Source organism: Herbaspirillum sp. SJZ106, from assembly GCF_006715495.1.
Taxonomy (GTDB): Bacteria; Pseudomonadota; Gammaproteobacteria; order Burkholderiales; family Burkholderiaceae_D; genus Herbaspirillum.
In genome coordinates, this window is the sequence record NZ_VFNI01000005.1 from 135027 (window position 1) to 153205 (window position 18179).

General features: G+C 64.8%; 13 protein-coding genes and 2 tRNA genes. 7 read left to right on the forward strand and 8 right to left on the reverse strand.

Translation table 11 applies throughout. The annotated features are described in order from the left end of the window. Positions 1-278 precede the first annotated feature (278 nt). A complete protein-coding gene (ppc, locus tag FB598_RS16055; RefSeq protein ID WP_141916329.1) occupies positions 279-3197 on the reverse strand; it encodes a phosphoenolpyruvate carboxylase in 2919 nt (972 codons plus the stop codon). 200 nt (positions 3198-3397) lie between these two features. Between ppc and hemC the strand changes: the two genes are divergently transcribed. The 5 genes from hemC to ppa all read left to right on the forward strand — a co-directional run bounded on the left by hemC (position 3398) and on the right by ppa (position 8400). Beyond that, on the forward strand, positions 3398-4354 hold the full coding sequence (gene hemC, locus FB598_RS16060; protein WP_141916331.1) for a hydroxymethylbilane synthase: 957 nt from the start codon (positions 3398-3400) through the stop codon (positions 4352-4354). Next, positions 4338-5162 (forward strand): uroporphyrinogen-III synthase, encoded by an 825-nt coding sequence (locus FB598_RS16065; protein WP_141916333.1) that lies wholly within the window; start codon positions 4338-4340, stop codon positions 5160-5162. Before hemC ends, FB598_RS16065 begins: the two co-directional genes overlap by 17 nt. Further along, the gene (locus tag FB598_RS16070) at positions 5159-6361 is read left to right on the forward strand and encodes a uroporphyrinogen-III C-methyltransferase (RefSeq protein WP_141916335.1); all 1203 of its coding nucleotides are present in this window, start codon (positions 5159-5161) and stop codon (positions 6359-6361) included. Before FB598_RS16065 ends, FB598_RS16070 begins: the two co-directional genes overlap by 4 nt. A 20-nt stretch (positions 6362-6381) precedes the next feature. Next, complete coding sequence (locus FB598_RS16075; RefSeq protein ID WP_141916337.1) at positions 6382-7581, forward strand: heme biosynthesis protein HemY; 1200 nt, start codon at positions 6382-6384, stop codon at positions 7579-7581. A gap of 282 nt (positions 7582-7863) precedes the next feature. Next, entirely contained in the window at positions 7864-8400 is a 537-nt protein-coding gene (gene ppa / locus FB598_RS16080) for an inorganic diphosphatase (protein WP_141916339.1), read from the forward strand. A 305-nt stretch (positions 8401-8705) separates the two neighbouring features. On the opposite strand, the gene FB598_RS16085 is transcribed toward ppa, so the two are convergent. Both FB598_RS16085 and FB598_RS16090 read right to left on the reverse strand, forming a co-directional pair. Beyond that, complete coding sequence (locus tag FB598_RS16085; RefSeq protein WP_141916340.1) at positions 8706-10382, reverse strand: peptide chain release factor 3; 1677 nt, start codon at positions 10380-10382, stop codon at positions 8706-8708. A gap of 267 nt (positions 10383-10649) precedes the next feature. After that, positions 10650-12068 carry a DUF3300 domain-containing protein gene (locus FB598_RS16090; RefSeq protein ID WP_183405885.1) on the reverse strand — a complete coding sequence of 473 codons (1419 nt, stop codon included), beginning with the start codon at positions 12066-12068 and terminating at the stop codon, positions 10650-10652. Between the two features lie 264 nt (positions 12069-12332). Here FB598_RS16090 and FB598_RS16095 point away from each other — a divergent pair, with 264 nt between their 5' ends. Both FB598_RS16095 and FB598_RS16100 read left to right on the forward strand, forming a co-directional pair. After that, positions 12333-12794: a GNAT family N-acetyltransferase gene (locus tag FB598_RS16095; RefSeq protein WP_141916342.1), complete on the forward strand. Its 462-nt coding sequence runs from the start codon at positions 12333-12335 to the stop codon at positions 12792-12794. Positions 12795-12847: 53 nt separating this feature from the next. Continuing rightward, entirely contained in the window at positions 12848-13246 is a 399-nt protein-coding gene (locus FB598_RS16100; protein ID WP_141916344.1) for a DUF3224 domain-containing protein, read from the forward strand. Between the two features lie 99 nt (positions 13247-13345). Here the strand turns inward: FB598_RS16100 and FB598_RS16105 are convergent. From FB598_RS16105 to nirD, 5 genes are all read right to left on the reverse strand, one after another. Beyond that, positions 13346-13422: transfer RNA gene (locus tag FB598_RS16105), tRNA-Arg, on the reverse strand. Between the two features lie 106 nt (positions 13423-13528). After that, positions 13529-13605 (reverse strand) — tRNA-Pro (locus FB598_RS16110). A 72-nt stretch (positions 13606-13677) separates the two neighbouring features. Next, complete coding sequence (locus FB598_RS16115) at positions 13678-16443, reverse strand: nitrate reductase (protein ID WP_141916346.1); 2766 nt, start codon at positions 16441-16443, stop codon at positions 13678-13680. An 18-nt stretch (positions 16444-16461) separates the two neighbouring features. After that, positions 16462-17700 (reverse strand): NAD(P)/FAD-dependent oxidoreductase, encoded by a 1239-nt coding sequence (locus FB598_RS16120; protein WP_141916348.1) that lies wholly within the window; start codon positions 17698-17700, stop codon positions 16462-16464. Between the two features lies 1 nt (position 17701). Further along, complete coding sequence (gene nirD, locus FB598_RS16125; protein WP_141916350.1) at positions 17702-18064, reverse strand: nitrite reductase small subunit NirD; 363 nt, start codon at positions 18062-18064, stop codon at positions 17702-17704. Positions 18065-18179: the final 115 nt, after the last annotated feature.

The window sequence follows — 18179 nt, forward strand, 5'->3', positions numbered from 1 at the left end:
CGCAAAAAACCGATCCGGCGCATGAAAACACCCAGCTGTACGGCAGGCGCAACACAGTTGCCCGGCTGCCAGATACACCCCTGACGAAACGTTAACGGCAAGGAAACGCAGTTCTTGAGACGGGGCGTTTCATCTTTTTCCAGGCGGGCGGGAAAGGTTGCCGGAACAGGAAGGCCCGTGCCGGCCTGTCATGGGCCGGCACGGGAAAAGCGAAGAGGGGATGAGCGGCATGGCCGGCCAGCCGTTGCTGGCCGGCCATGCCGGGGAGGGGGCGACGATCAACCGGTATTGCGCAGGCCGGCGGCGACGCCGTTGATGGTCAGGTGGATGCCGCGCTGCACGCGTTCTTCCGGCGCCCGGCCGGCGGCGATGGCGGTGCGGTAGCGCTTGATCAGTTCGACCTGCAGGTGGTTGAGCGGATCGAGATAGGCGAAGCGGTTCTTGATCGAGCGCGCCAGCAGCGGGTTGGCGGCCAGGCGTTCCTTGCTGCCGGTGACGGTGCTGAGCATGGCGCTGGTGCGTTCATGCTCATCGGCGATGCGCCCGAAGATGGCGTTGCGCAGCTTGCGGTCGGCCACCAGCCCGGCATAGCGCGACGCCACGGCGAGATCGGTCTTGGACAGCACCATGTCCATATTGGACAGCAGGGCGGCGAAAAATGGCCACTCCTTGCACATTCCGCGCAGCGTGGCCAGGCGGCGGGCGCTTTCCTTGGCGTTGCCGGCATCGGCCAGCCAGCCCGAGACCGCGCTGCCGAAACCGTACCAGCCCGGGAACAGCAGACGGCACTGGCCCCATGAGAAGCCCCAGGGAATGGCGCGCAGGTCTTCGATGCGCTGGGTGGCCTTGCGCGAGGCCGGGCGCGAGCCGATGTTGAGCTGGGCGATCTCGGCGATCGGCGTGGCCGCGAAGAAGTAGTCGGTGAAGCCGGGCGTTTCGTAGACCAAGTTGCGGTAGGCGCGGTAGGCGCGTTCGGAAAGCTCTTCCATCACGCGTTCGTACTCGGCCAGCTTGCGGGTTTCCTTGGCATCGGTGGCTGGCGGCATCAGGCTGGCTTCCAGCGTGGCCGCGACCAGCAGTTCAAGGTTGCGGCGCCCGATTTCCGGATTGGAAAACTTGGAGGCGATGATTTCGCCTTGCTCGGTCAGGCGGATCTGGCCGTTCACGGTGCCCGGCGGCTGCGCCAGGATGGCCTGGTAGCTGGGGCCGCCGCCGCGGCCGACGGTGCCGCCGCGGCCGTGGAACAGGCGCAGCTTGACGCCGGCCTCATTGAACAGCGCCACCAGCTGGTTCTCGGCCTTGTACAGCTCCCAGTTGGAGGTCAGGAAACCGCCATCCTTGTTGGAGTCCGAATAGCCCAGCATGACTTCCTGCAGCTTGCCCTGGCGGGCGATGAGCGGCTTGACCTGCGGCAGCGCCAGCCAGCCGCCCATGATGCCGGCCGCGCAGCGCAGGTCGGGGATGGTCTCGAACAGCGGGATGACCATCAGCTCCAGTTCCTTCAACTGGTTGCCTTCGATGTGCAGGAGGCCGGTTTCCTTTTGCAGCAGCAGCACTTCCAGCAAGTCGGACAGGGTCTCGGTGTGCGAGATGATGTAGTTGCGGATGGCGCGCTCGCCATAGCGGCGGCGGATTTCGCGCGCGGTGCGCAGGATGCTCAGCTCGGAATTGGTTTCGTCGGCGTATTCCAGGTAGGGCGAGTACAGCAGGCGCGGCTTGCCCAGTTCGCCCAGCAGCAGCGCCACCTTGCGCTCTTCGGCCAGGCTTGCGTAGTCGCTTTCGACCTGGGCCTTGGCGAACAGCTCGGCCAGCACGCGCTCGTGGATGTCGGAGCTCTGGCGCATGTCCAGCGTGGCCAGGTGGAAGCCGAAGATTTCCACCGCCCGCTTGAGGCCGGCCAGGCGCGGCTTGACCAGCGCGGCGCCGTGGTTGGCCTGCAGCGAGGCGACCAGCACATCCAGTTCGGCCACGCATTCGGCCGGTGTGCCGTAGGGGGCGGCGGCGCCGACTTCCTGGCGTAGGATGTTGACCACGCCCAGCGCGCGGGCGGTGGCCGCCAGGCGCGCGTACACGCCGATCAGCGCGCGGCGGTAGGGCTCGTCGGCGCGGTGGTCGGAATGGTCGGGCGAGGCCGCGGCCAGCGCCAGCAGTTCCGGGCTGGCATCGACCATCAGCGTCGAGATCGACAGCTCGGCGCCCAGCGTGTGCACTTCTTCCAGGTAATAGTCGAAGATGGTGGCGGACTGGCGCTTCAACGCATGCTGCATGGTGCCGGCATTGACGTTGGGGTTGCCGTCGCGGTCGCCGCCGATCCAGCTGCCCATCTGCAGGTAAGGCGGCAGCTCGGCGCCGCCGAGCGACTTGGCGCTTGATCTGGCACGAGCGGGGAACTGGCTGTCGATCTCGCCTTCGATGTCGTCGTACAGCGCTGGCAGTTCGCGCAGGAAGGTGATGCGGTAGTAGGACAGGGCGTTTTCGATTTCATCGGCCACCGTCAGCTTGGTATAGCGCAGCATGCGCGTCTGCCACAGCGTGGCGATGCGCGCGCGCAGCAGTTCGGTGTTGTGGCGCAGTTCCTTGGGCGTGAGCGGGTTGTCGCGTTCGGCCACCAGGCGCGCGATCTCGCGCTCGGCATCGAGGATGCTCTTGCGCTGCACTTCGGTGGGGTGGGCGGTCAGCACCGGCGAGATCAGCGACTCTTTCAAGAAGGAGCGCACCTGCGTGCCGGAAACGCCGGTATCGTCCAGCCGCGAGAGCGCATAGGCCACGCTGCCGGGCTGCGGCGCCGAACCGGCCAGCAAGTGCGCGCGTCGGCGACGGTTGTGGTGCTGGTCTTCGGCGATGTTGGCCAGGTGCGAGAAATACGAGAAGGCGCGCACCACGGAATTGGTCTGGTCGCGGGTAAGCTTCTTGAGCAACTTGTCGAGCTCGGCGCCGGCCTTGGCGTCGGATTCGCGGCGAAAGCGCACGGCGGTCTGGCGGATGGTTTCGACCACGTCGAAGACCTCGTCGCCTTCCTGTTCGCGCACCACTTCGCCGAGCAGGCGGCCCAGGAGGCGGATGTCCTCTTTCAGCGGCGCGTCTTTGTCGGTGCTGCGGGCGGGTTTGGCGGCGGTGGCGGCCTTGGTGTTGCCGGAACGAGCGGTGGATGGGGCGGAGCGGGCACTGCGTTTAGTCTGGTTATTTGTAGTTGCCATGATCGACGGTTGCTGCGGTTTTCAAGGAAGAAAGTCGTGCTTGTGGATCGAACTGCCGGGGTGTTGCGTGCTACTAGGTGCTAGAATTTGTCTCGATATTTTTATGTATTTAAATTTAAATTTCAGTCTGTGATCGCCGGTCGCCTGCTTTGTCCTGCCGCCTCTGCCGCGGGTGCCACGACTGAATTGGAAAGCCCGCCTTGAAAGAATTTCCTCCTTCGAACGTCGTCATCGTGTCCCGTGAAAGCCGCCTGGCCATGTGGCAGGCCGAACACGTGCGCGACCGGATCAAAGCATTATATCCGCAGTGCAGCATCAGTATCCTCGGCACTACCACGCGCGGCGACCAGATTTTGGATCGCACGTTGTCCAAGGTCGGCGGCAAGGGCCTGTTCGTCAAGGAACTGGAGGTGGCAATGGCCGAAGGGCGCGCCGATCTCGCCGTGCATTGCCTCAAGGACATGCCGATGGAGTTGCCGGAAGGATTCGAACTGGCGGCCATCCTGGAGCGCGAAGATCCGCGCGACGCCTTCGTCTCCAACGACTTCGCCTCGCTGGACGCGCTGCCGGCCGGCGCCGTCGTCGGCACCAGCAGCCTGCGCCGCCAGGCCATGATCGCCGCGCGCTATCCGCAACTGGTGGTCAAGCCGCTGCGCGGCAACCTCGACACGCGCCTGTCCAAGCTCGATCGCGGCGATTATGCGGGCATCATCCTGGCCGTGGCCGGTTTGAACCGCCTCGGCCTGAAGCAGCGCATCCGCGCCTATCTCGATCCCGAACAAAGCCTGCCGTCGCCGGGCCAGGGCACGCTGGCCATCGAAATCCCGGCCGGTCGCGACGATCTCAAACGCTTCCTGGCGCCGCTGCATGACGATACCGCCGCCGTGGCTTCGGCCGCTGAGCGTTCGGTGTCGCGTATTTTCGGCGGCAGCTGCCAGATTCCGCTGGCGGCTTACGCCGCCGTCGACGGCCAGCGTTTGCATCTGCGCGCCATGATCGCCACCCCCGATGGCAGCCGCATCGCCGCGGCCGAAGCCGAGGGTTCCGTCAACGCGCCCGAGGCATTGGGCGAGCAGGTTGCAGGCTTGCTCAAGGCCAAGGATGCCGATGCCATTCTCGCGGCCTGCAAGGCGCAGGCCGATGCCGAACCGTCCTGATCCATCCCCGGCGGTGCCGGGCGCTGCCGTGCCGGTCGCAGCGGTGCCAGTTGTTGTCACGCGGCCGCTGCAGCAGGCGACAGCCTTCGCCGCCCGGGTCGAAGCGCTGGGGCGCCGGGTTGAAATCTTTCCCTTGCTGGCGATCGAGCCGGTGCAAGACGCTGCCGAACTGCAAGCTGCACTGGACCGGCTGGAAGCGTTCGCCCTGGCGGTGTTCGTCAGCCCCAACGCCATCGACGCGGCATTGCGCCTGCGCCTGCAGTGGCCGCGGCAAGTGGCCATCGGCATCGTCGGCGAAGGCAGCCGCGCGGCCTTGCGCGCGCACGGCATCGATGACGGCAATGCCGTCATCTTCGGCCCGCAGCGCACCGACAAGATGGATTCCGAGGAGTTGCTCAAGGCGCTGCCGCTGGCGCAGTTGCGCGGCAAGCGCGCATTGATCGTGCGCGGCCAGGCCGGGCGCGATTTCCTCGGCGAGGCGTTGCGGGGGCAGGGCATCGCGGTCGACTACGTCACCGCCTATCGCCGCCTCATGCCGTCGCTGGATGGACGCAATCGCGCGCAATTGCTGGCGCTGGCCGATGCCGGCGCCGACTGGGTCATCACCAGTTCCGAGGCATTGCGCAATTTGCTTGAGATGGCAAGACTAGCCGGAGGCGATGATCGTGTGGTAAAACTGCAACGACAGAGAATCTTCGTTTCGCACCACAGGATCGCGCAAACCGCCCAGTCATTGGGCTTTTGCAGCGTCACCCTGACCGGTTCGGGCGACGAACGACTACTTGCCGCGTTACAATCCAGCCCATGAACGAACAGCAATCCACACCCGAGCCCAATCTGCCGGAAGCCAAGCCGGAGGCGAGTTACACCAGCCCTGCGAGCTCCCCCCATTTTTCATCCGCGCCGGATGGCGCCGCGGCATTGCGCAGGAGGATGCGCCTCCTGACCGTGCTGTTGTTGCTGGTCATCGCCGCGCTGGCCGCGCAATGGTGGACATCGCATACCGAGCTGCGCAGCCTGCGCAACGAGGTCGCGCAGCGCCTGCAAAGCGGCGACAACACCAATAACGAGGTCAAGGGCGTGCTCAAGGCGGTGCAGGAGAACACCAAGGAACTGCAAGCCAAGGTCAGCGTGCTCGACAGCAAGCAGGCCGAGTCGCAAAGCCAGCAACTGGCCCTGGAACAGATGTACCAGGATCTCAACAAGAACCGCGACGACTGGGCGCTCTCCGAGATCGAGGACGTACTGTCCACCGCCGACCAGCAACTGGAGCTGGCCGGCAACGTGCAGGGCGCGCTGATCGCCTTGCAGAATGCCGACAAGAACCTGTCGCGTTCCGACAAGCCGCAGTTCATCGCCATCCGCCGCGCCATCGCGCGCGACATCGACCGCCTCAAGGCATTGCCGACGGTGGACATCGCCGGCATCGCCGTACGCCTGGACAGCGCCATCGGCCAGGTCGACAACATGCCGCTGCTGGTGGATGAAAAGCCGGTCGAGTCGGCCACCGAACCCAAGCGCATGCAGCCGCAGCCGATCAAGCCGGCCAAGGCCGCCAACGGCAAGGCTGCCAGGGACGCCAAGGCGGCGGACGCCCCCGCCGAACCGCCCTCGGCATGGTCGCAATGGCTGGCCGGCGCGCAAGACACATGGCAAAGCATGAGCACCGAGATGTGGGCCGAGCTCAAGCAACTGGTGCGCATCCGCGAAGTGCAGACGCCGGACGCGATCCTGCTGTCGCCGGGCCAGGCCTACTTCGTGCGCGAGAACCTGAAGCTGCGCCTGCTCAACGCGCGCCTGGCGCTGCTCTCGCGCAACGAGTTCGCCTTCCGCAACGACCTGTCGGCCGCACAGGACAACATCGCCAAGTATTTCGACACCCGCGCCAAGCAGGTGCAGACGACGCAGGCCTTGCTCAAGCAAGTGCAGGGCAGCAACCTGTCCATCCAGATGCCCTCGCTGGCCGAAAGCCTCAATGCGGTGCGCAACTACAAAGCCCGTCGCTGAGCGGATGACGGAATAGCGATATGAAAATACTGCTCTGGCTTCTCACCCTGTTCGCGTCCGCCATCGGCCTGGCCGTGCTGGCGCGCTTCAATCCGGGCAACGTGGTGCTGTTCTACCCGCCATACCGCCTGGATCTCTCGCTGAACTTCTTCATCTTCCTGGTGCTGGCGCTGTTCCTGGCGATCTACGTGGTCATCCGCGCCGTGCGCCTGACCCAGAAACTGCCCGGCCGCGTGATCGCCTATCGTCGCGCCAAGCGCGAGAATGAAAGCAACAAGGCCTTGCGCGATGCGCTCAAGGCGTACTTCGAGGGACGCTTCGGCCAGGCCGAGAAGTCCGCCACCCGCGCTTCCGACCTGCCGGAAAACGCCGGCATCTCGGCCCTGATCGGCGCCCGTGCCGCGCACCGCATGCGCCAGGCCGACCGCCGCGATATCTGGCTGGCCAGTACCGAGGTCGATCCCACGCTCAAGGCCGCGCGCCTGATGACCGCGCTTGAATTGCAAGTCGACGAGCACCAGTTCAAGCAGGCGCTGGACACCGTGGAAGAGCTCAACGCCAACGGCACGCGCCACATCCAGGCCCTGCAATGGGCGCTCAAGGCCAACCAGCAAGCCAAGAACTGGACCGAAGTGCTGCGCCTGGTGCAGACGCTGGACAAGCGCAACGCGCTGCATCCGGCCCTGTCCAACCGCCTGCGCGAAATGTCTTACGATGCTTTGTTGTCGGACCGTTCGCACGATGCCGAATCGATCCGCCGGCTGTGGGCGGAGGTGCCCAACGCCGACAAGCTGAAGCCCTTCATCGCCGCGCGCGCGGCCCATGCCTTCTCCAGCCGCGGCCTGCACGATGAGGCGCGCACCTTGCTGGAGCGCGCCCTGGCCGCCGACTGGGATATCCGCCTGCTGCGCGCCTACCGTGAGTCGACCGCCGAAGCCGGTTCGGCGGCCTTGCTGGCGCAGATCGAGCATTGCGAATCCTGGCTGGCCAAGAATCCGACCGACGCCGAACTGGCGCTGACGCTGGGCATGTTCTGCCTGCGCCAGAAGCTGTGGGGCAAGGCCCAACGCCATCTGGAGCAGGCGCTGTCGGACGCCATCGAGCCGCGCACCGTGCGCGAATCGCACCTGGCGCTGGCGCAGCTGCACGAGGCGCTGGACCAGTCCGAACAGGCGGCGGCGCATTACAAGCAATGCGCGCTGGCGACGGCGATCCGCTGACCGCGGTCATTGCCGGTTGCAGTTGGTTGAGAACAAAGGCGGAAGCGGCCACGGCCCTTCCGCCTTTTCTTTGGCCACTGGCGTTACCGCGGCGTCATGCTGGCGTAAGCTGCGGCCGGCATAGTGTGCCAATGCGTCGATGTGGTGGTTTTTCCTGTCGGTTCGGGCCTGAATTCGGACAGAAAGCCGCTATAATTGCCGTTTTCTGCGTATGTCGGCGGTGTATTCGCCAATCCAGAAGCCTGCTTTCCGTTTTTCTTTCCCCTTTAGCGAGAAATCCCCATGAGCCTGAACAACGTTCCCGCCGGCCGCGACCTGCCGAATGACTTCAACGTGATCATCGAGATCCCGATGAACGCCGATCCGATCAAGTACGAAGTGGACAAGGATACCGGCGCGATCTTCGTCGACCGCTTCATGGGCACCGCCATGCACTATCCGTGCAACTACGGCTACGTTCCGCAGACCCTGTCGCAAGACGGCGACCCGGTGGATGTGCTGGTGATCACCCCGTTCCCGCTGTTCCCGGGCGTGGTGGTGCGCTGCCGTCCGATCGGCGTGCTCAAGATGACCGACGAGTCCGGCGTCGACGCCAAGCTGCTGGCCGTGCCGGTCGACAAGATCCTGCCGATCTACACCCACTGGCAAAAGCCGGAAGACATGAACGAACTGCGCCTGAACCAGATCAAGCACTTCTTCGAACACTACAAGGACCTGGAAAAGGGCAAGTGGGTCAAGGTCGACGGCTGGGAAGGCCCGGACGCTGCGCGCGCCGAGATCCTGGCTGGCGTCGAAGCGTACAAGAACGCCGCCAAGTAAGTCGTCGCAAACCGCTGTAGCAAGAAACCGGCCTTGCGCCTGATGCCGTTCAGCTAAATGCTGAACGGCATTTGTTTTTTTTTGGAGTCCAGATTCCGTTCGCCCTGAGTAGCTGCGCAGCAGCGTATCGAAGGGCAGGCAAGTCCGCTGACGTTGGCACGCTGGCTTCGATACGGCTCGATAGGCCTGTTCAGCCCGAACGGATTCTGTGGTGAGCCGTTCAGAATGAGCCTTAACTGAACGCCCGGCAGGCAACAACCTGGCCGGGCGTTTCTTGTCAGAGCGGCGGGTAAGGTAAGGGCCGCTCAGTCCAGCTTGGCCGCATGCTCCCGCGTCGCATGGAACACGACTTCGGGCCAGCGCTCCTGCGTCAGGCGCAGGTTCACGCCCGAGCTGGCCAAGTAGGCCAGGTTGCCGGCCGCATCGATGGCCAGGTTGGCGCCGGCCGAGGATTTCTCGAAGTCGGCCAGTTTCTTCTTGTCGTCGCAGGTGATCCAGCGCGCGCTGCTGATGCTGGTGCCTTCGAACACCGCATCGACGCCGTATTCGTTCAACAGGCGGCTGGCCACCACTTCGAACTGCAGCACGCCGACTGCGCCCAGGATCAGGTCGCTGCCGGTGACCGGCTTGAACACCTGCACCGCGCCTTCTTCGCCCAACTGCTGCAGGCCCTTGTGCAACTGCTTGATCTTGAGCGGATTGCGGATGCGCGCCACGCGGAAGAAGTCCGGCGCGAAGTAGGGGATGCCGGTGAACTGCAGCATCTCGCCTTCGGAGAAGCTGTCGCCGATCTGCATATTGCCGTGGTTGGGCAGGCCGATGATGTCGCCGGCATACGCCTCTTCCACCTGCTCGCGGCTGGACGCCATGAAGGTCACCACCGACGACACCTTGATGTCGCGGTTCAGGCGCAGGTGCTTCAGTTTCATGCCGCGCTCGAAGCGGCCCGAGCATACGCGCAGGAAGGCGATGCGGTCGCGGTGCGCCGGGTCCATGTTGGCCTGGATCTTGAATACGAAGCCCGAGAACGGCTCTTCGGTCGGCTTGACGCTGCGCACGGTGGCGTCGCGCCCGCCTGGGCCCGGCGCCCAGTCCAGCAGCGCATTGAGGATCTCGCGCACGCCGAAGTTGTTGATGGCCGAACCGAAGAACACGGGAGTCTGGATACCGGCCAGGAAGTCGTCCAGGTTGAACGGATGCGATGCGCCATGCACCAGTTCGACTTCCATTTTCAGTTGGTCGATTTCCAATGGGAACATCTCAACCAGCTTGGGATTGTCGATGCCCTTGATGATCTCGACATTGCCATCGGCGCGTTCCTCGCCGGCCTTGAACAGCATGATCTCGTCGCGCAGCAGGTGGTACACGCCGCGGAAATTCTTGCCCATGCCGATCGGCCAGGTCACCGGCGCGCACTGGATCTTCAGCACCGATTCCAGCTCATCGAGCAATTCCAGCGGATCGCGCGTTTCGCGGTCCATCTTGTTCATGAAGGTGATGATGGGCGTATTGCGCATGCGGCAGACGTTGAGCAGTTTGATGGTCTGCTCTTCCACGCCCTTGGCCGCGTCGATCACCATCAGCGCCGAGTCGACCGCGGTCAGCACGCGGTAGGTATCTTCCGAGAAGTCCTGGTGGCCCGGGGTGTCGAGCAGGTTCACCACGTGGTCGCGGTATTCGAACTGCATCACCGAGCTGGCCACCGAGATGCCGCGCTGCTTTTCGATCTCCATCCAGTCCGAAGTCGCATGGCGGCCGCTCTTGCGCGCCTTGACGGTGCCCGCCAGCTGGATCGCGCCCGAGAACAGCAGCAGCTTTTCGGTCAGCGTGGTCTTGCCTGCGTCAGGGTGGGAGATGATGCCGAAGGTGCGGCGGCGCTTGACTTCGCGCGCGATCAGTTCGGTCGACACCTTGCGGTTGCCGCCTTCGTTGGCTTCGGCGGCCGCGTTGGCGCCGGTGATGTCGTTGCTTGGTTCTTGCATGTCGGATCTGTCGGTTCAGGTCGGGGCGCCGGGGAAACGAAAAACGGCTGCCCGGCGCCGCGCTTCCCGGCTGGCGGCCAATGAAAAAAGGGCTGGAAAATCCAACCCTTGACTGGCCTTGCGTGCGCCGCCGCCAATGGCCGGCGCAGCATGTTCGGAAAGCTCTGGAAAGAGCGTGATTATAACTTATCCGGAATGCCCGGGCCCATCTTTGCAAGCCTGCAACAACGCCTTCGAGGACGCTGCCGCCCGCCGGGAATGCGGGCCTCAGCCCCTGTCATCGCGCCGTTCGTCACGCCGGCGTTCCTGCGGACGTTCCTCGCGCTGCTGTTGCGGCGGCCGGGCCTGTTGTTCACGATGCATCTGTTCCGGTTGCGGGCGGGCTTGCCGGGCCTGGCGTTGCTGTTCGCGTGCTTGCTGCTCACGTACCTGCTGTTCATGCGACTGTTGTTCCCGCATCTGCTGCTGGCGTTGTTGTTGCAGCCTCTGCTGTTGCTGCGCCTGCTGTTCGCGTTGGCGCTGCTGGTTGTTGGCTTGTTGTTCGCGCTGGCGCTGCTGCTCTTGCGCCAGATGTTCCCGTTGCTGCTGCTGCGCCTGGACTTCCCGCGCCTGGCTGGCTTGCTGTTCGCGCACCTGGCGCTGGCGGGCCTGGTCTTCCTGGACGACGCGCTGCTGCGGATTGGCCGCAGGCGGCATGGCCGGGCGCCCCGGATGCTGCTGTTGGGCTTGCCATGGCGTCGCGGGTTGCGCCTGCTGCGGGCGGGAGGGTGGAATATTGGACTGCTGCGCATTGGGCCGCGGCTGGTAGCGCGCGCCGTCATAGCGGGAATAGTCGTGGCGCCATGCCACCGGCCGCTGGTGGACGGTCACGTTGCGGTTCACCGTGACATTGTTGGTGACGTTGTTGGTCACATTATTGATGTTCGTCTGCGTCACCATCACCTGCCGCTGGCGCCAGTCGGGGCGGGCGTCGCCAAAAGCGGCGCGGATCACGCCAATGCCGATGCCGCTGCTGAAGGCGATGCCGACCGTCACGCCGGGATTGTACTGGGGCGGCCGATAGCGCGGCGGCGGCACCCAGTACACCGGCGGATTGGCCGGCCACCACCAACTGCCATACACCGCCACCGGATTGTAGTAAGGCACGTAGACCACCTGCGGATCGGCCGGCTCGATCACGATCACATCGTCGCTTACCAGCACGCGCTGTTGCGGGCTGCTGCGCAGCGAGCCGGCGATCTGTGCGCGCTCACGCAGGTTTTGCACGGTGTCCATCACCGCTGCCTGTTGCGACAGGAAAGCCTGCCCCAATTGCTGCATCCAGTCGAGGCGATCATTCATCATCGCCAGCACGGACGGGAACTGCACCAGCGACTTCACGCTGGGGTCCCAGGGCATCGGCGCCACCGCGCGCGCCAGGCCGTCTCCCTGCAAGCCCGGACGGGCTTCGACGAAGCGCTGCGCCTGCACCACTTCCAGCGGATAGGTGGAGGCCATCAGCACCTGCGCCAGCAGCGAGTCGGGATACAGCGCCACCGGCGCCAGCATCTGGTCCAGTTGTTCCTGGGTGTAGCTTGCCGACGCCGGCGGATAGGCGGAATAAGCGGATTGGGCTTGCGCGGCGGGCATGCCCGATACCAGTGAAAACACCAGGCAGGTAGCCCAGGCCAGAGTCTTCTTGTTCACATCGTCCTCCTGTCTGTTGTGCTGTGTGCGCAAACGCCAGGCCTCGCGCGCCAACGATAAACCCATGATCGGCCAGGATGGCGCAGGCAGGTGTAACGGGATTGCAAGCGATGTTTCAAGGCCTTCGGCCGGGGCGGGGGATGTATTCCTTTATGGCAACTGCTGCGCTGCAGCCAAGTGCTGTGGCATCATGAAGGCCAATGTCTCGCAGCGGAAGCTGATCCGTTTCCATTGCAAAAACTCAGGACAAAGGGAATCAACAATATGAGCGAACACCTCATCTGGCGCCGCGACGATCTTGTCATCGATACCGATCCGGAGCGCCTGAACATCGCGCTGGTGCACGACGTGCTGACCCATTCGACATGGGCCGCCGGCATCGGCATCGACACCGTGCGCACCTCGATCGCCAACAGTTTGTGTTTCGGCATGTACCGCGGCAGCCAGCAGGTCGGTTTCGCGCGCGTCGTGACCGACCACGCGACCTTCGGCTATCTGTGCGATGTATTCGTGGTCGACGGGCAACGGGGGCACGGGCTGGGACGCTGGCTGATCGAATCGTGCAACCAGCATCCCACGCTGCTCAAGCTGCGGCGGGTCATGCTGACCACATCCTCGGCGCCATGGCTGTATGCGCGCTGCGGTTTCGAGGCGATTGCCCGCGGCGATTTCGTGTGGCACATCTCGCGGCCGGATATCTACGCCAAGGTGGAGAATGCCGCCTAGTTGCAGCCTGCTGGATACGATTGAGATAGCCTATTCTTTTTTGAGAACACCCTATGGCAAGCACTCAAGCGAACGGCTCTTTTGAAGTCGAGTTAAGTCCCGAACCTCTTAGCGACGTTGCGCAAGGAACAGGCCTTGGACGTATGTCCCTCAACAAGAAATTTGACGGCGATTTAGTCGCTGCCAGCCAAGGTGAAATGCTTTCTTTCCGTAGCAGCGAGCAGGGCTCGGCAGGCTACGTGGCGATGGAAACAGTAACCGGCACGTTGCATGGCCGTCACGGCAGCTTCGTGTTGCAGCACAGCTCCGCCATGACGCGAGGAACACCCGAGCAGTCCATTAGTGTCGTGCCGGGCTCCGGCACCGGACATCTTGTCGGTCTTGCCGGCCGGATGGTGATCACCATTGCTGAAGGGCAGCATTCTTATAAGTTTGATTACAAACTGCCGTGAGCCGTGAGATAAGCGAACAGAAGGAACTGCGGGCGATTGGCCTGATGTGCGCTTGGTACGCTTTTCGTACACGGCAGAAGTGTTGAACTGGAGGAAAGCTGGCCTGCCCTAAGGGAATCGAACCCCTAACCTACGGCTTAGAAGGCCGTTGCTCTATCCGGTTGAGCTAAGGGCAGAGATGCAAGCCGTTTCTGCAGTCACGTTTCCGATGAGGCCGGAAAGCAGGTCGAAACGATTGCGGAAAAGAAAACGGGCTGTCGCAAGACAGCCCGTTTTGATGAGTGGTCGGAGTACAAGGATTCGAACCTTGGACCCCCTGGTCCCAAACCAGGTGCGCTACCGGGCTGCGCTACACTCCGAGAAGCGAGATAATAGCAGCATCTTCCCATCCAGGTCAACTTGCCTTGGCGGAAATGTTTGCGGCGAGGCGTTCAGGCTGCCTCGGCAGCATCCGCGACCCTGATCTCAACCAGCAGTTTCTTGATTTCCGGCACGCATGAGCCGCAGTTGCCGCCGGCCTTCAGGCAAGCCGTGACTTCTCCCACTTCTTTCAGACCCTTGCCGCGGATGGCGTCGCAGATCGTGTTGCGGCCCACGCCGAAGCAGGAGCATACCGTCGGCCCGGCGTCGGCGCCTTTTTCGATCGGTTGCCCCACCAGCAGGCCGACGCGGTCGGCTTCTTCCAGCCGTTCTTTGGCGAACAGGCCGGCCAGCCATGAGCGCGAGGGCAGGTCGGGGCGGGGCGACATGAAAAGGCACATGTCGATGCGGTCGTCCACCACGTGCACCGCGCGGTAGGTGCCGTCGGTCCGGTCTTCGTATTCCAGCCAGTCGGCTTCGGGATCGTCCACGCCCAGCAGCTTGCGCGCCCATGCCGCATGGTCCGCGATGTTGTTGCGACCGGCCAGCTCGAAGCGCGTGAAGTCGCGGCCCTGCACGCGCGTCCAGTGCGTGATGTCGTCCAGCGCCAGGTCGTGCCGGGTCAGGATGAAGCCATGCCATGAGACGCGGAACTCCTCGATCGCCACCGGCGTGTGCTTGAACTCCGGCTCGCCCGAGACCGGGTCGACCACCGGGTTGACCAGCGCGCCCACGCGCGCATCCGAGGCCGACTGGTTGTTCCAGTGGATCGGCACGAACACGCTGCCGCGCGGGATGCCGCCGCCGTGCTGCACGCGCGCCACCATCGCGCCCCAGCGGCTGGAAATGCGCGCCAGTCCGCCTTCGCGTACGCCATACAGCAGCGCATCCTGCGGATGGATGTCGATGAAGGATTCCGGGATGTGGTTGGCCAGCGTGGCCGACTTGCCGGTGCGCGTCATGGTGTGCCAGTGGTCGCGCACGCGGCCGGTGTTGAGCACCAGCGGGAACGCATCGCAGGTCTGGTGGGCCGGCTGGCGCGGGGCGGTCGCCACGAAGCGCGCGCGGCCGTCGGGATGCGTGAAGCGCAGGTCTTCCAGCACGCGCGCGGCGCCGGCCACGCTGCCGTCGGACAGGCGCTGCACCGGCCACTGGATCGGTTGCAGGGCGTCGTACTGCGGCTTGTCGAGACCGGCCAGGCCAGCCAGGTTGAATACGCGGCGGCATTTGGCGACGCCGCCGACAGCCGTCTCGGGCTCGCCGTTGCGGTGCGCCGACAGGCGCGCGTGTTCGTCGAAGATGGCATGCGGGCCGTCGAAGTCGAAGCCCTCGAAGCCCATGCGCCGGGCCACGTCGCAGATGATCTTCCAGTCCGCACGCGCCTCGCCCGGCGCCGAGAGGAAGCCGCGCTGGCGCGAGATGCGGCGCTCCGAATTGGTGATCGTGCCATCCTTCTCGCCCCAGCCCAGCGCCGGTAGCAGCACATGGGCGAAGGCGTTGGTATCGGTCTTTTCGATGATGTCGGAAGACACCACCAGTTCGCATTTCTCCAGCGCGCGCTGTACCAGGTCGGCGTCCGGCAGGCTGACCATCGGATTGGTGGCCATCACCCAGACCGCCTTCACGCGTCCATCCTCGATCGCGCGGAACAGGTCGACCGCCTTGTAGCCCGGCTGGTCGGCGATGCGCGGCGAAGCCCAGAAACCTTGCACGATCTCGCGGTGCACGGCGTTGTCCAGGTCCATGTGCGCGGCCAGCATGTTGGCCAGGCCGCCGACTTCGCGCCCGCCCATCGCGTTGGGCTGGCCGGTGATCGAAAACGGCCCCATGCCCGGTCGGCCGATGCGGCCGGTGATCAGGTGGCAGTTGATGATGCTGTTGACCTTGTCGGTGCCGGCCGAGGATTGGTTCACGCCCATCGAAAAACCGGTGACAACTTTCTCGGTCGCGGCGAAGGCTTCGTAGAAGGCCAGCAGGTCTTTCAGGTCGACCTTGCAGATGCGCGCCACCGTGGCGGGATCGGCGCAGTCGGCGTCGGCTACCGCCAGCGCCTCATTGAAGCCGTTGGTGTGGGCTTCGATAAAGGCGTTGTTGCGCGCGCCGCGATGCGCCAGGTAGCTCAGCAGGCCGTTGAACAGCCAGACGTCGGTGCCGGCCTTGACCGGCAGGTGCAGGTCGGCCAGCTCGCAAGTGGCGGTGCGGCGCGGGTCGATCACCACCAGCCTGGCGTGCGGCCGGGTTTCCTTGATCCGGGCGATGCGCTGGAACAGGATCGGGTGGCACCACGCCGCGTTGGAGCCGACCAGCACCACCAGGTCGGCCAGTTCCAGGTCTTCATAGGCCAGCGGCACCAGGTCTTCGCCGAAGGCGCGCTTGTGGCCGGCTACCGCCGACGACATGCACAGGCGCGAATTGGTGTCGATGTTGGCGCTGCCGATGTAGCCCTTCATCAGCTTGTTGGCGATGTAGTAGTCCTCGGTCAGCAGTTGGCCGGAGACATACAGCGCCACCGCATCCGGGCCGTGCTCGGCGACGATGGACGACAGCTTGCCGGCCACGGTGTCCAGCGCCGCCTCCCAGGAGACGCGCTGCATGGCGCCGTTGCCGTCGCGCATCTTGGGATGGAGCAGGCGGCCGCCGAGGTCGAGCGTCTCGCCCAGCGCCGAACCCTTCACGCACAGGCGTCCCTTATTGGCCGGATGCAGCTCGTCGCCCTTGACGCCGATGCTCCCGTCCTGCTGCATCGAGGCCGAGACGCCGCAGCCCACGCCGCAATAGGGGCAGGTGGTCTGGACGGTGGAGACGGCGATGGCGATCGGGGTTTGGGACAGGTTCACGTATGGGTTCCTTTGAAACTAGGCAGCCTTCTGGCACATCGCTTGCCCGAACGGCAGCTCGCGCCGGAAGGCGGAAATGTCGCGCCCGCTCTGGATCAGGTCGAAATACCACGGGCCGTCCTTGACGTCGCCGTACAGCACCGCGCCCACCAGCCGGTTGCCGCGCAGCACCAGGCGCTTGTAGACGCCGCGCCGCGGGTCGCGCAGCACCAGGTCTTCGGTATCGTCGGCGCCGATGAAGTCGCCTGCCGAATAGAGATCCACGCCGGTCACCTTGAGCGTGGTGGCGGTGGCTTGCTGCACGTAACGGCGATGGCCGGCGCCGGCCAGGTGCGCGCCGGCCACGCGCGCCTGATCCCAGATCGGCGCCACCAGGCCGAAGGTGGCACGGCGATGCTGCACGCACTCGCCCACGGCGTAGATGCGCGGATCGTAGGTCTGCAGCGTGTCGTCGACGATGATGGCGCGCTCGCAATGCAGGCCGGCCGTTTTGGCCAGCGCGATATTGGGGCGCACGCCGGCGGTCATCACCACCAGGTCGGCCGGGATCTCGCTGCCGTCCTTGAAGCGCACCGCGCTCACCCGGTCCGGGCCGACGATTCCGGCGGTGTCGGCATTGAGCAGGAAGCGCAGGCCCCGGGCCTCCAGCGCCTTCTTCAGCAGCTCGGCGGCCGGCTTGTCCAGTTGCTGGTTCATCAGCGTGTCGGTGACGTGTACTACGGTCACCTCCATGCCCTGGCGCATCAGGCCGTTGGCCGCCTCCAGCCCCAGCAGCCCGCCGCCGATCACCACCGCGTGGCGATGCTTGCGCGCCGCCTCCAGCATGGCGTCGACATCCTGGATGTCGCGGAAGGCGATCACGCCCGGCAGTTCATGGCCCGGCACCGGGATGATGAACGGGGTGGAGCCGGTGGCCAGCAGCAGCCGGTCGTACTGCACCTCGATGCCACTCTTGGCGCGCACCACGCGGCGGCGACGGTCGATGTGTTCGACCGGGTCGCCGGCGTGCAGCGTGATGCCGTTCTGCGCATACCACTCGCGCGTGTTGAGCATGATGTCGTCGATGCTCTTGTCGCCGGCCAGCACCGGCGAGAGCATGATGCGGTTGTAGTTGCCGTGCGGCTCGGCGCCGAACACGGTGATGTCGTACAGTTCCGGCGCCAGCTTGAGCAACTCCTCGACCGTGCGCATGCCGGCCATGCCATTGCCGATGACGACCAGCGCCGGCTTGCCATCCTTGTTGGCCGGGGTCTCCATGTCAGGCGCCGATCCAGACGCGGCCGGCCTCGATGCGGGCCGGCCATGCGGTGACAGAATTGGCCGGCTCTTCCAGGCACTCGCCGGTCTGCAGGTCGAAGTGCTGCTTGTAGATCGGCGAGGCCACCACGATGCGCTCGCCCAGGTTGCCCACCAGGCCGCGCGAGAGCACCGACGCCTCCGCGTTCGGGTCGTAGTTGCCGATGGCGAACACGCGCGCTTCCTTGCCGCCGCCGCTGGTGTCGATCACGTGGAATACTGCCACCTGCTCGCCGTCGATGAGGGCGCACACGCCGGTGTTGGGCACGATGTCCGCGAGGTCGCAGACCGGGATCCAGTGCTTGATTTGTTGGTCGCTGTGCATTTTCTTGCTCCTTGTTGGCGTTGGTGCGTCTTCGATACGCCGCGTTGCGGCTACTCAGCCCGAACGGATCTCAATGCACGGAAAACCGTTCGGACTGAGTAGCGGCGCAGCCGCG

What these genes read in the sequence shown, in the direction of transcription:
- ppc (WP_141916329.1), bottom strand. Translation starts at nt 3,197, where the DNA reads ATGGCAACTACAAATAACCAGACTAAACGCAGTGCCCGCTCCGCCCCA.
- FB598_RS16065 (WP_141916333.1), top strand. Translation starts at nt 4,338, where the DNA reads ATGCCGAACCGTCCTGATCCATCCCCGGCGGTGCCGGGCGCTGCCGTG.
- FB598_RS16070 (WP_141916335.1), top strand. Translation starts at nt 5,159, where the DNA reads ATGAACGAACAGCAATCCACACCCGAGCCCAATCTGCCGGAAGCCAAG.
- FB598_RS16075 (WP_141916337.1), top strand. Translation starts at nt 6,382, where the DNA reads ATGAAAATACTGCTCTGGCTTCTCACCCTGTTCGCGTCCGCCATCGGC.
- ppa (WP_141916339.1), top strand. Translation starts at nt 7,864, where the DNA reads ATGAGCCTGAACAACGTTCCCGCCGGCCGCGACCTGCCGAATGACTTC.
- FB598_RS16085 (WP_141916340.1), bottom strand. Translation starts at nt 10,382, where the DNA reads ATGCAAGAACCAAGCAACGACATCACCGGCGCCAACGCGGCCGCCGAA.
- FB598_RS16095 (WP_141916342.1), top strand. Translation starts at nt 12,333, where the DNA reads ATGAGCGAACACCTCATCTGGCGCCGCGACGATCTTGTCATCGATACC.
- FB598_RS16100 (WP_141916344.1), top strand. Translation starts at nt 12,848, where the DNA reads ATGGCAAGCACTCAAGCGAACGGCTCTTTTGAAGTCGAGTTAAGTCCC.
- FB598_RS16120 (WP_141916348.1), bottom strand. Translation starts at nt 17,700, where the DNA reads ATGGAGACCCCGGCCAACAAGGATGGCAAGCCGGCGCTGGTCGTCATC.
- nirD (WP_141916350.1), bottom strand. Translation starts at nt 18,064, where the DNA reads ATGCACAGCGACCAACAAATCAAGCACTGGATCCCGGTCTGCGACCTC.